This is a genomic window from Mycobacterium bohemicum DSM 44277, from assembly GCF_001053185.1.
Lineage (GTDB): Bacteria > Actinomycetota > Actinomycetes > Mycobacteriales > Mycobacteriaceae > Mycobacterium > Mycobacterium bohemicum.
This window is the reverse complement of sequence record NZ_CSTD01000006.1, coordinates 150,793-162,750: the sequence shown is the minus strand read 5'-3', so window position 1 is coordinate 162,750 and position 11,958 is coordinate 150,793. Positions and strand designations below refer to the sequence as shown.

Here is an 11,958-nt window from a genome sequence, read left to right as displayed (position 1 = left end):
CATGACCGGCATGTCGGCTCTCGGCTCGCGGCTGCGCTCCCCGCTCGGCATCGCGGTGGCGGTGGGCGTCGTCGCCGCGGTCACGGCGGCGGCCGTCTTCGGCGTGCGGACCGTGCTGCCCAAGTTCGGCAACACCCGCGCCATGTGCGCCGAATTGACCGACGCGGTGGGGCTGTATCCGGGGAACAAGGTCGCGCTGCTGGGCGTCGAGGTCGGCTCGACGACGGCGATCGTCAACAAGCCCGACCACGTCGAGGTCGACTTCACCGTGCCCAAAGACCTTGACCTGCCCGCCGATGTCGGTGCCATCACCTATTCCCAGTCGATCGTCACCGACCGCCATCTCGAGCTGACCAAGCCCTACACCGGAGGCCCGAAATTCACCGGGCCCGGCTGCATCGGGCTGGCGTCCACCAAGACCCCGATCAGCGTCAGCGAAACCTTCTCGGCCATCGGCAGGCTCGCCGACGCCATCCTGGGCCCGCAGCCCCACGGGGACCCGTCCCGTGCGCCGGGCGTGCAAGCCATCAACGACAGCCTGCGCGCGGCCAGCCGCTCCCTGGACGGCACCGGTTCCGGCCTCAACCAGACGCTGCGCAACCTGGTCACCATGCTCGCCGACCCCTACCAGGCCGACGCCGATTACCGGCAACTGTTCGAAAACAGCGAGATGTTCACCTCGGGCTTCCTCAAGCACTGGGACAGCTTCGCCTCGGTGGTCGCGACGCTTCCGGAGACCACCCAGGTGATCCAGGGCCTGTCGGACAACTTCTCCGAGGCGCTGAGCCGGTTGTCGCACCTGCTGCCGATCCTGGTCGCGGCGGTGGACCGGTTCGGGCCGCGGATCTACCACAACATCGGCGACAAGCTGATCCCCTGGATACGCGACGTGCTGAACCGCCACACCCCTGCCATCATCGCGATGATCAATTCGTGGCCGCAGTTCAGCCACTGGTTGTCCGACATCTACGAGCCGGCGTGGGGTACCCACAACGTCACCTATATCCCGCCGCAGGTGGCGATCTCGCCAACGCAGGCCGGCGCCATCTGCCAGGTGCTGCGCGAGCGTCATACCCCGGGCGCCGCGGCGGCGTGCGCGGCGGACACCGCGTCGGATCCGGTGACCCTCGGCCTGACCGACCTGATCCTGGGGGCGGCGCTGGGATGACTCGACGATCAATGCGCGGTCTGCGAATTGTGCTGGTGGCGTTGGCAATCGGCCTCACCGCCGCGTGCTCGCTGGATCCGACCCGGCTGCCGGTGCCGGGCGCCTACAGTCCGCACCACCCCTACCGCATCAAGATTCAGTTCTCCAGCGTGCTCAACCTGCCGGCCCGGGCCAAGGTGGACTCCGGGGGCATCCAAATCGGCGTGCTCGACCACGTCCAACTGGACGGCGCGACGGCGGTCGCCTACGTGGACATGTCCGGCGACACCACGCTGCCCGACAACACTCGCGCCGAACTGCGCCAGGCCACGCCGCTGGGCGACATCTACATCGCCCTGCTGCCGCCGGACACGTCGTCGGCCGCGGTGCTGCACGACGGCGACACCATCCCGCTGCGCAACACCGTTCCGGCCGCCAACGTCGAAGACGTCTTGCGCTCGGTGTCCAACCTGGTGGCCGGCGGAGCGATCGGCACGCTGCGAGACACCGTGGTCAATCTCAACAAGGCGTTCCCCAAAGACCCCGCCGAACTGGCCCGGACCCAGCAGACCATCGCCGGGGTGCTCAATGACCTTGCGGCCAACCAGGACACGATCAACGGCATCCTGGCCAGCATGGAGAACATCAGCACCAACCTGTCGGGCAACACCGAGGTGTTCAACCGGCTGGTCACCGAGGGCCCGCCGAAGCTTCAGGGCCTCTCCGTGGTCACGTTGTCCATCCTCAACGTCGTCGCGGACTCCAAGGAACTGAGCGACCTCGGCGGACAACTCGTGAACCCGGTCGCCGGGGACTGGATGCAGATGATCTCCTACATGACGCCCTGGGTGGGGGCCATCGCGACCGCCGACACCACCGTCCCGGTGATCGCCGACAAATTCAACGCGCTGGTGCGCACCAAGCTCATCCCGTTCTTCCGCAAGGGCGGACCGAGATACAGCGTCTCCGAACTCCATCTGCCGAACGACCACGAAGGCGTTGACCCCGCGGACAAGGCGGACCAGGCGGTCTCGGCCATGCGGACGATGGGACTGCTGCCATGAAGTTCAACGCCCGCATCACCCTGGTCATCCTGACGGCGCTGACGCTGCTCGGCGCGGCCTACATGGCGGTCGGCGTGCTCGACATGAGCCCGACCAGGCAGGCCACCCGACTGACCCTGTTGCTCAACACCTCCGGTGGCCTGCTGCCCACCTCGGAAGTGACGATGCGCGGCATCAAGATCGGCAGGGTGACCGGGATCCGCACCACCACGACCGGGCTGGCGGTGTCGATCGACGTCGACCGTTCGCACCCGATTCCCGCCAACAGCGCGATCAGCGTGGAGAATCTGTCCGCGGCCGGCGAGCAATACGTGGACTTCAAGCCGAAACTGATTGCGCCGCCGTACTTTTCCGACGGCGCGGTGATCCCCGCGGACCGGGTCGCGCCGATGGTGACCGGTAGCGACCTGTTCACCAAGGCCAATGCCCTGATCTCGGCGCTCAACCCCGACTACGCCCACACCGTGGTCACCAACATCTCCGGGGCGCTGGCCGGCAACGACGACACCCTGGACTCCCTGGCCACCACCGCCGCGTTGACCGCCAAGGTGATTCGCGACGACAAGCAGTTGATGGCCACCCTGTTCAGCAACATCTCCACGCTGACCACCAACCTCGGCGACCTCGGGGCCGCTGAAATCATCAGCCACACCGGCCAGGAGCTGCCGCGCACGGTGCCGGCGTTCCTCAAGCTGATCCACGAAATCGAGGTCCTGTCCCACAGCGGCGTGGGCGTCATCGGTCCCGGAGACCCGGTGGGCGTCCTCATCGACAAGCTGAGCGAATACGTCGACGAGTTGGCGGGTCCGCTGAGCACCTTCGCCACCGTCCTGGAACCGGCCGTCGCGCCGCTGCGCCCCATCAAGGTGGACGCGGGGCACTGGCTCGACTTCTGGGAATCGACCTTCAACGACACCGGCGGTCTGCGGGTCCAGCTCAACGTGCCCGAGTGGCACCAATGACTTCACGCAGGGGAAAAGAGGGAACCGACATGACTGACGCAGCGATCAGCGACGAAAAAGTGAGCGACACAGAGCCCGAGGACGCGCAGGCCGAACCCGCCGCGGACGGGGATGGGAACGGCGCCGCCGCGGCCACCGACGACAGTGCCGGCGACACAGCCGGCGACGCTGCCGACGACGCAGCTGAGGACGCGCGGCCGAAGGGGCCACTCGGGCGAGTCTGGTCGAGAAGGCCCCGGCGGCTGACGCGATGGGCCACGGCCGTTCTGGTGGTGGCGGCGCTGGCCGGCGCCGTGGTCGGGTACACCAAGTACCAGCAGGTGAGCGGCCAGCTTGCCGCGCTGCGTCGGGACAACGCCGACCGCGATGCGGCGGCGCGGCTGGCCCGGGATTACGCGCTGAAGTCGCTGACCTACAGCTTCGAGGACCCCGACGCCTTCTTCCGATCCGTGGAAGACGGTGTGTCGCAACAGCTCAAAGACAAGTACGTCAACGCCACCGACGTGCTCAAGAGCATCATGCTGCAGGCGCAGGTGACCTCCAGCGGCGAGGTGCTGGCCACCGACGCGGTCGCCCAACCCGGCGGGGGGAGCTATCAGGTCGTGGTGTCGGCCCACCAGACCACCCGCAACCTGCAGAACCCGACGCCGAAGGTGTCGATCATCCTGTTGCAGGTCACCGTCAACCGGGCGGGCAGCGGTTGGCAGGTCGGCGACATCGGCCCCAAGACCGGCTCGCACCCGCCCGTCGAGCAGCAGCTGCCGCCGCCCGAGCCGCTGCCCGCGCCCGGCAAGCCGGCACCGACGCGGTAGGCGCGTCCGTGAAGCGGCTGGCGCTGCTGATCGTCGCGGCGACGGTCTCCGCGGGAGTCGGGTGCCCCACCGCGGCCGCCGACACCGCGCTGCCGCCGTGCCCGCAGACCGGAGCGGTGATCAGCCCGAAAGCGACGTCCCCGCATACGGATTGCCGACTGCACTCCGGCGCCCTCGATTTCGCCGTCAACTACTGGACCGTGCCGGAGCTGCCGCGACCCAGGGCGGTGAAGGTCACCGTGACCGACGCGTCGGGCGCGGTGGTGCAGACCATCGATGAACTGCTGGAGCCGTCGAGCCCGGGTGGTGTCGGGCTGCAGGATGTCGACGGCGACGGCCGCGACGAGCTGATCATCCCGATCGCCCAGAACCTGTTCAACGGCAGCCCCAACACCCGCTTCGCGGTGTGGCGGGCGCCGGGCGACCGGCTGCACTACGAACGCACCCAGATGGTCGGGCAGGCCGTGTATCCCAGCGGCGACGGCTATCTGGTGACCAACGGCGGCGCGCTGGACAGCCGGGACCTCACGTTCTACCTGCCGACGGGAGCCGGCTACACGCTGGTCGTCGTGCTGACCATCGAGGCCGAGCAGGTCGATCCCGACACCCACCAGGTGCTGACGGTCATCTGCCGCGCCCACCAGGAGGACGGCCTGCACGCCGTCGACATGGACGTCTACCAGGCCGAGGACACCTTCTGCGCCTCACCGGCCGCCGCGGCGATCTGGCCCGACGCCCAGCGCCTGTCGGTCCGCAACCGGCCCTGGGGACGATAGCGACTCAGGGAGCGCAGTAGTCGCGGGCCGCGGCCAGCTGCTGTCTCGCCGCCGCGAGATCGCCGGCGGTCTGCGCGGGGCTGGCCGGCCGGTAGGGGTCGCTGGCGTCGATCGACGACGCGAGCATGTCCGACCGGATCCGCAGATCGATGGCGGCCGGGCTCGTCAAGCCGTACAGCGGGGAAAGCGCGTTGCGCACCTGGCCCGCCACGTAAGGCGGTGTCCCGGAGGCGGATACCAGCTCGAACGCCTTCTCCAGCCGATCCGCCGCCGGCAGGATGATCGGGCACTCCCCGTCACCGGCGCCCGCCGGCGCGGCCGTCGACAACGCCGCGACCACGGCCACGCACAGCGGCACGCCCGCACTACGTCGACGCATCGACCTACCTTCGCACCGCGCCGGCCCTTACGGGTCGCTTTGCCCCCATTCGGCGGTTACTCGCCGGCCTCGATGGCCGCGACCTTCGCGGCGGCCTCCGATCCGCAGAAGGGCTGCAGGTCCACTCCGCCGGCCGCCAGCAGCTCGTCGATGCGCCGCTTGAGGTCGCCGGAGGCGAGGTGGGCGTAGAGGTTGGCACCCGGACACGACGTCTGGGCCAGGTCCCGGTGGCCCGCCAACGTGCCGCTCGCGACGTGAAACGTCGCCGCGGCCCAGGCGAAAGCGACGGCGGCCGCATGGAGCTGGGCCTCCGGCACGGCCTCTTGATCGAAGTCGCCCTCGCAGAGGACCAGGAAATGGCCCGTCGTGTCGTAGTCCGTCGCGGTGTCGCCGGCGATCTCGGTGGTCCGCAGCTGGTAGATGTTGCCGTCGCGGTCGATGCCCACGTGATAGGCGATGTCGACCCAGCCATGCTGGTCTTGGTGGTATCGCTGGTCACTTCGCAAGTGGCCCGGGGCATTTCGGTTGTCGCCGAGCACGACGGCCTCGTGGTGCAGCGTCATGCGCGTGATGGTGTGGGCCTTCCCACCGGCTCGGGCCGGCCGGGCGCCCCAGGCGTCCCGGCAGAGCATGAGTGCCGCTGTGGCACCGGCCGTTACGGGCCGCGGTGGGGGAGTGGTCGGCAGGTCGGCCGCGGTGGCCGGCGCCGCGGCGGGGCCGGCCAGCCGGAGCAGCCGCCGGCGGTCCAGGTGATCGGCGGGTTGGCCGGGCGGGTCCGGCACGGGGGCGTTCATGGCCTCACGATAGGCCGTGTCCGGCCGGGCCGGGGGACCCGTGGGTGGCCGCCGGCGTATACGAGGATGAAGCGATGCGCATTCTTCTGACGCTCGCCGGTGTACTCGCCGCGGCCGCGGCGGTGGCCCCGGCACACGCCGATCCGGGCAACGTCGTTTCGGGCCCCGACGCGGCCTTTCTGGCTGAGCTGGACAAGGCCGGGGTTGCCTATCGCAACGGGCCCGATGCGGTCGCCGTCGCCAAACGGGCCTGCCAGATGATGGACCAGGGCAGCTCCGAAGTGGACGTCATCAACGACGTCTCGGCCAGCAATCCGGGGTTCAGCACCTCCGACGCCCGCAAGTTCGTCGGCGTCGCGGTCGGCGATTACTGCCCGCAGCACGCGGGCGAACCGAACACCCCACCGCCTCCGGCGCCCCCGGCGATCTGGCCGGAATTCCCGTGGCCGGCGCCGCCGGCCGCCTAGGCGCGGCGACCGCCCGATGATCGCATCAACCGCGGCGCCGAGGCGAACCGTCTACCCTGACGGCTAGTTTGCGTACCGATCAAAACGACGCCCGCCGGCGCACCGGCGGACCGGACAAGGAGCGGACGTTGCAAGGTCCGAAGGCCTGGAGCCTGGAAGAGATTCGTGCGGCTCTCCAACGGTGCTATGACTCGATGCTGGCCCTGTGCGGCGACCTCGGCGACGCCGACTGGAAGGTTCAGTCGCTTTGCCCGGCCTGGACGGTCCGCGACGTCGTCAACCACGTCACCAGCATCGAGGCGGTCATGGCCGGCTGGCTGCCCGAGGACGATCGCACGCCGCCACCCTTCGATCGGGCGGCCGAGTTCATGCGAGGGACCGACGTCGACCCCCGCTCCTACGTCGACCTGGTTCGCGCCGTCTACGACGGGCGGCGTCGCGACCTGGCCGCTCTCTCGGATGCCGATCTACAGCGCCCGTCCTGGACCCCGGTCGGCCCGGGCACCTTCGGCCGCTTCCTGGCGATCCGGGTGTTCGACTTCTGGGTGCACGAGCGCGACATCACCACCCCGCTCGGCAGGGCGACCGATGACACCGGGATCGGCGCCGAGATCGCGCTGGCCGAGGTGGAGAATTCCATCGGGTACATCGTCGGCAAGAAAGTCGGCGTGCCCGACGGCAAGGCCATCACCTTTGACCTCACCGGCCCGATCGTCCGAGAGCTGCACGTGGCCGTCGACGGCCGGGCCAGGCAAGTCGAGGAGCTGGCCGACCCCGACGTGACGTTGACGACGGACTCGACCACCTTCATCCAGCTCGCATGCGGGCGCATCGATCCGCAGGTGCCCATCAGTTCCGGAGCGGTCACGTGGACCGGCGATGACGAACTCGGCGACCGCGCCGCCCGCAGCCTGAGGTTCACGATGTGAGTGACGGACCCGCAGTCGTCGACTTCCACTTCGACGTGATGTGTCCCTACGCCTACCAGACGTCGCGGTGGATCCGCGACGTGCGCGAGCAGACCGGCCTTTCGGTCAACTGGCGCTTCTTCAGCCTCGAGGAGATCAACCGCCAGGAGGGCAAGAAGCACCCCTGGGAACGCGAATGGTCCTACGGCTGGTCGATGATGCGCATCGGGGCGCTGCTGCGCCGCCGGTCGATGGCAGACCTGGACGCCTGGTACGAACGGGCCGGCCGCGCATTGCATGTCGAGGGCAACAAGCCGCACGAGAAGGCCGTCGCCCGATACCTGCTGGAGGAACTGGGTTTCGACCCCGGCCTCGTCGACCGGGCGATCGACGACCCGACCACCAATGACGAGGTGATGGCCGACCATCGGCGGGTGGTCGACGCCGACGGCTACGGAGTGCCGACGCTCTTTTTCCCGGATGGGCAATGCCTTTTCGGGCCGGTCCTCATCGACCCGCCCACCGGCGAGGCGGCCGTGCGGCTGTGGCGTGCGGTAACCGCCTGGACGGAATTTCCGCACCTCTACGAATTGCAGCGGCCCAAGACCGCGGCCGATCAGCGGCTGATCGCCGAGACCTTCCGCCCGTACCTGGAGGCGCGGGACTGGGTGTCGATCAACCGGGGCAAGGTCGTCTCCTTCGATGACCGCGGCGCGAAATCGTAAGAACCACAATGCAAATCGGAGCTTAGGCGAGGCCGGGGTGTGCTACTTCGGCACGTCGGGGCAGTAGGCGCCGATGGCGGCCTGCGCCAAATGCTCGGCGTCGTCGTGGGTGAACTGCGGCGACCACGGACTGCCCGCCGCGACGTCCTGATTTTCGGCGGCCATTATGCCGCTGACCGTCGCGTCGAGCGTCTGCGGGCGCGGCGGCAGCAGCGAAAAACACGTGTGGTGGCCGAATTCCATGAAACGTTGCCGGACCGCCTCGTTGCCGTTGTCCGAGATCCCGTAAATGGCCAACGAGCTGAAGAACCGGCCGTCCGCCGGACCCGCCGAGGCTTTCGGGGTGACCGTCACCGTCTGCGGCCCGGGGGACGTCGCCGTCCTGTCCCTCAGGAAGTAGGTCGCCACCACGCCCAGCGCGAACAGCACGGACAACGCCAGGAACGCCGCCGCCACCACGTTGCCGAGAAGCTTCGACCGGGCCGCGGTCCTGGTTCGCGGTCGCGGACGGGGCACCGATTCGGTCGGGGCGCTGTTGTCTTCGACAGTCATGGGGCTGTCTCCTTTGACTACGGTGCGGTCGCGTGGGGTTACGTTGTGTCAACGCTGTCGAACTTGGGCGACTTCCTCAGGCCGCGTCGCATTCCATCATGGCCGACCAGGGCCGATTTCCCCAGTTCAAAACGCGTACGGCGGCGGGCGTCGGGGCGGGTCAAGAAATTCCGCTGACCAGGTTGGCGTTCTGCGGGCAGTACGTGCGAATCGAAATGGCCACGTAGCCCTGCGCATCCGCGCCCAGGCCGGGATTGCTGGCACGGAAGGCGTCGACGATCTGGGGCACCGCCATGCCCTGGCGGACGTCCTCGCACACCAGCTTCCCGTTGTAGATGGCCGCCTCGGGATTGGCGAACGAGATGCCGCGGTCGTTCAGGTCCTGCACGTACTTGTTGTCCTGCTCGGGAGTCGACGCGATCGACGGCGGGGCAGCGTTCGTCGACGCCGACGCACTGGTCGCCGTATGCGAAGCCTGAGGCGGCGGCTGCGGACCGTTGGTCTTCGGCTCCAGCAGCCAAAAGCCCAGCACGATCGCCGCGCCGAGCGCCAAGCCGCCCAACAGCAATGCCCCGGCCTTGCGCCACGTCGCCACCCAGGATTGGCGCTCCGGAGCCGGCTCAGCCCTGTCGTCATCGCCACCCGACCACGCGAGATCGGCCGCGGCGGTCCCCTCAGTGGGCGCGGCGGCCGTCTCCGGAGGGGTCTGGGCGGCGTTGGCTGCGACGGTTTCGTCCGCAGCCGGGACCGGCTCGGGCATGACGCTCATGCTAGCCCGGCCGGTCAAAAGCGGTCAGGTCATACATACATTCGAGAACGGCAGGACGGGCCAGGACACTATCGAACCCAGGAACGACACGACCAAGTCTGCGCCCTGCATCTGCCGCAGGTGCTGCGTGTGAGTTCCCGACCACACGAGCCCGACGATCAGGCACCCCGACGAGACGCTCCGGATCCAGGCGCGGCTTCAACCAGTGCTGCCGGTCGGGGCCGCCGTCGTGGGTTGCGGGTTGACCGTTGTGCTCTGGCCTGCCTCGATCGAGATCGCCGACACCTGCCCGGCGCGGTGAGGGCCGCCGGTGACGGCCGGCCGCTCCGCGGTCAGCCCGCGGTCGCCCAGGGTTCGGTGAGGGTTTCGATCGTTTCGGGCGAGACGCCCAACCCGCGCAGGCAGAACCGCAGCGCGCGCCGGCGGGTCTCCTCCCGTTCCGCATGGCTTATCCCGCGCTGCCGCTGGCAGGCCGCCCACACGACGCCGTACAGCGACTTCGCCGCGGTGGCCGGCACGATGTCGTGGAACACGCCTTCCCGCAGCCCGTGCTCCAGTTGCTCGACGAGCGGTTCGACGATGACGGGATAGGGCGGCGACACCGGCTCGTTGGGGGCGCTGACCTTCGACTGGGCCTCCATCAACAGTCGCCGGAGGTCGGATTCGGTGTTGTCGTCGAACGCGAGGTCGAAGCGCCCCTCGATCCACGCCGCCACAGCTTCCACCGGAGTGGACGCCGCGGCCATGTTTCTCTTCAGCCGGGACACCTCGTTGCGCGTCATTTCGCTGAAGACCGCCGCCACAAGTTGGTCCTTGGATTCGAAATGCCGGTAGAAGGCCCGAGTGCTCAACTGAGCCTGCTCCAGCACGACGGCGACGCTGAGTCCCCGTACACCCCGCTCCCGAACCGACTTCGACGCGGCCGCGACAATCGCGCATCGCACGTCCGGGTCGGGCGGCAGCTTGGCGCGTCGACGGGGCCCCCGGGGCCCCCGGGGCCCGATGTATGCCTGCCGAGCTCCCTGTGAGTCATGCGAGTGCATCATGTCTTGCCTAGTACCCCCCAAAAGGTCAGAACCAACCCTGCTTCACAATTTTTAAACATCTGAAATCGGCCGTTTTCACTAAAGGTCAGCGCTTCCGGCATAGGCACGGGGCGCGGCGACGATGTCTTCGATGGTGTCCGGCGGCACCCCGAGGCCGCGCAGACAGAACCGGAGCGCCCGCTCCCGGACGTCGCCACGGTCCCACAGCCCCATCGCCCACTGGCGCTGGGTGGCTGCCCACACCACGCCGTTGATCGACCTCGCGGCGGTCGCCGGCACGATGTCCTGGAACACGCCCAGATGCAGGCCGCGCTCCAGGTGTTCGATGAGGGGCTCGAGGATGGCGTTGTAAAACGGCGCGACGGCTTCGGGGGAGGCCGTGTTCCTCGACTGTGCCTCCAAAGACGCCTGGCGCAATTCCGCTTTGATGCTCTCGTCGAACGCGAGGTCCAATCGTGCGTCGATCCAGGCCGCCACCCCCTCGATCGGACAGGACGCCGGCGCCATCTTTTCCTTGAGTCGCATCACCTCCAGGCGCGTCAACTCCATGAAGACGGCGGCCACCAGCTCGTCCTTGGATTCGAAGTGTCGGTAGAAGGCGCGGGTGCTCAACTGCGCCTCGTCCAGCACCGCGGCGAGGTTCAGTCCCCGAACACCATGCTGGCGAACGGATTTCGCCGCCGCGTCGATGATGGCCTTACGCACCTCCGGGTCGGGAGGGAGCTTGGTTCTGCGGCGCCTTTCCGGATTGCTGCCGTGCGCGTGCCGATGTCCGAGCGGATCCCCCTTTTCCGTCATAGGGATCAAGGTAGACGCCGAACCGTATTGTCATAGCCACATTCGCGATACTCCAGAAGTGTTTTGCCGGCGCGGGTTTCGGTCCTGCGATGGGGCCGGGCACCCTATAACCACCGGCGTCGCACCTGCGAGTTTGCGCGTTTCGACGAACCGGGAGGTCACTGCATCGGGCGGGGCAGGCGTGGGTTTGCCGGCGTATAACTTTTGTGTACCGCGGTCCGAAATGAAGAGCGCCAACGTTTCACTGTTAAACCCGTGCGTAATAGTGGATTACGGCTTAGGCTTTCGGCCATGTCCATCGACCGATCGGCGTTATTGGCGGGGAGCATCCGGCTCGCATCCGGGATCTCGTTCCTCGTCGACCCGTCGGGGGCCAACCGCCTCTGGGGTGACCCCGAAGAGCCCACGCCGACGGCGCGCCTGCTGTTGCGCTCGATGGGTTACCGCGACGCGTTGATCGGCGCGCTGCTCGCAACGGCCGCGCTTCGCGGCAAGGACACCCGCGGCTGGTTCCTCGCCTCGGGCGGCGCGGACGCGGCCGACCTGCTCGGCGGGCTCAGCGTGCACGACCAGTTGAAGCCCTCGCAACGGGTTATTGGCTTGGGCGGCGCGGTAATTGGGATCGGCGTCGGCCTGTGGGGGGCTACCCGCAGGCCGACCGGTCGGCCCCGAGGCGATTGACCGGTTCCCGCGCATGCGTCGCCCGCGGTCGCTTGAAATCCAAAAGTCTTGGCGCCCGGTAGAATTCGGTCCGTGCCG

15 protein-coding genes are annotated in these 11,958 nt (G+C 68.4%); 9 read left to right on the top strand and 6 right to left on the bottom strand.

Annotated features, from left to right (window positions below; all coding sequences use genetic code 11):
- Position 1 precedes the first annotated feature (1 nt).
- From BN971_RS22575 to BN971_RS22555, 5 genes are read left to right on the top strand one after another with little or no spacing between them, the layout of a single operon-like run.
- Positions 2 to 1,168 carry an MlaD family protein gene (locus BN971_RS22575; protein WP_085181906.1) on the top strand — a complete coding sequence of 389 codons (1,167 nt, stop codon included), beginning with the start codon at positions 2 to 4 and terminating at the stop codon, positions 1,166 to 1,168.
- Complete coding sequence (locus BN971_RS22570; RefSeq protein WP_085181905.1) at positions 1,165 to 2,211, top strand: MlaD family protein; 1,047 nt, start codon at positions 1,165 to 1,167, stop codon at positions 2,209 to 2,211. Before BN971_RS22575 ends, BN971_RS22570 begins: the two co-directional genes overlap by 4 nt.
- Positions 2,208 to 3,173, top strand: coding sequence for an MlaD family protein (locus BN971_RS22565; RefSeq protein WP_085181904.1), 966 nt, complete (start codon positions 2,208 to 2,210; stop codon positions 3,171 to 3,173). The genes BN971_RS22570 and BN971_RS22565 overlap by 4 nt, the downstream gene beginning before the upstream one ends.
- Positions 3,174 to 3,202: 29 nt before the next feature.
- Entirely contained in the window at positions 3,203 to 3,985 is a 783-nt protein-coding gene (locus BN971_RS22560) for a hypothetical protein (RefSeq protein ID WP_245836913.1), read from the top strand.
- A gap of 8 nt (positions 3,986 to 3,993) precedes the next feature.
- Positions 3,994 to 4,761 carry a hypothetical protein gene (locus tag BN971_RS22555; protein ID WP_085181902.1) on the top strand — a complete coding sequence of 256 codons (768 nt, stop codon included), beginning with the start codon at positions 3,994 to 3,996 and terminating at the stop codon, positions 4,759 to 4,761.
- 4 nt (positions 4,762 to 4,765) lie between these two features.
- Here BN971_RS22555 and BN971_RS22550 read toward each other — a convergent pair whose 3' ends face one another.
- Complete coding sequence (locus tag BN971_RS22550) at positions 4,766 to 5,140, bottom strand: hypothetical protein (RefSeq protein ID WP_085181901.1); 375 nt, start codon at positions 5,138 to 5,140, stop codon at positions 4,766 to 4,768.
- 56 nt (positions 5,141 to 5,196) lie between these two features.
- Positions 5,197 to 5,934 carry an N-acetylmuramoyl-L-alanine amidase gene (locus tag BN971_RS22545; protein WP_249262764.1) on the bottom strand — a complete coding sequence of 246 codons (738 nt, stop codon included), beginning with the start codon at positions 5,932 to 5,934 and terminating at the stop codon, positions 5,197 to 5,199.
- Positions 5,935 to 6,008: 74 nt separating this feature from the next.
- Here BN971_RS22545 and BN971_RS22540 point away from each other — a divergent pair, with 74 nt between their 5' ends.
- The 3 genes from BN971_RS22540 to BN971_RS22530 all read left to right on the top strand — a co-directional run bounded on the left by BN971_RS22540 (position 6,009) and on the right by BN971_RS22530 (position 8,034).
- Positions 6,009 to 6,401: a DUF732 domain-containing protein gene (locus BN971_RS22540; RefSeq protein ID WP_085181980.1), complete on the top strand. Its 393-nt coding sequence runs from the start codon at positions 6,009 to 6,011 to the stop codon at positions 6,399 to 6,401.
- A gap of 68 nt (positions 6,402 to 6,469) precedes the next feature.
- Positions 6,470 to 7,330, top strand: coding sequence for a maleylpyruvate isomerase family mycothiol-dependent enzyme (locus tag BN971_RS22535; RefSeq protein ID WP_245836911.1), 861 nt, complete (start codon positions 6,470 to 6,472; stop codon positions 7,328 to 7,330).
- Entirely contained in the window at positions 7,327 to 8,034 is a 708-nt protein-coding gene (locus tag BN971_RS22530; RefSeq protein ID WP_085181898.1) for a mycothiol-dependent nitroreductase Rv2466c family protein, read from the top strand. Before BN971_RS22535 ends, BN971_RS22530 begins: the two co-directional genes overlap by 4 nt.
- Before the next feature lie 42 nt (positions 8,035 to 8,076).
- Here the strand turns inward: BN971_RS22530 and BN971_RS22525 are convergent, their stop codons facing one another.
- The 4 genes from BN971_RS22525 to BN971_RS22510 all read right to left on the bottom strand — a co-directional run bounded on the left by BN971_RS22525 (position 8,077) and on the right by BN971_RS22510 (position 11,199).
- Positions 8,077 to 8,586, bottom strand: coding sequence for a DUF732 domain-containing protein (locus BN971_RS22525; protein ID WP_085181897.1), 510 nt, complete (start codon positions 8,584 to 8,586; stop codon positions 8,077 to 8,079).
- 160 nt (positions 8,587 to 8,746) lie between these two features.
- Positions 8,747 to 9,346: a DUF732 domain-containing protein gene (locus tag BN971_RS22520; RefSeq protein ID WP_245836907.1), complete on the bottom strand. Its 600-nt coding sequence runs from the start codon at positions 9,344 to 9,346 to the stop codon at positions 8,747 to 8,749.
- Positions 9,347 to 9,687: 341 nt separating this feature from the next.
- Positions 9,688 to 10,299: a TetR/AcrR family transcriptional regulator gene (locus BN971_RS22515; protein ID WP_308203741.1), complete on the bottom strand. Its 612-nt coding sequence runs from the start codon at positions 10,297 to 10,299 to the stop codon at positions 9,688 to 9,690.
- A 180-nt stretch (positions 10,300 to 10,479) separates the two neighbouring features.
- Positions 10,480 to 11,199, bottom strand: coding sequence for a TetR/AcrR family transcriptional regulator (locus tag BN971_RS22510; protein ID WP_085181895.1), 720 nt, complete (start codon positions 11,197 to 11,199; stop codon positions 10,480 to 10,482).
- 291 nt (positions 11,200 to 11,490) lie between these two features.
- On the opposite strand from BN971_RS22510, the gene BN971_RS22505 reads away from it, so the two are divergent.
- Positions 11,491 to 11,880 carry a DUF4267 domain-containing protein gene (locus BN971_RS22505; RefSeq protein WP_085181894.1) on the top strand — a complete coding sequence of 130 codons (390 nt, stop codon included), beginning with the start codon at positions 11,491 to 11,493 and terminating at the stop codon, positions 11,878 to 11,880.
- The last annotated feature ends 78 nt before the right edge of the window (positions 11,881 to 11,958 follow it).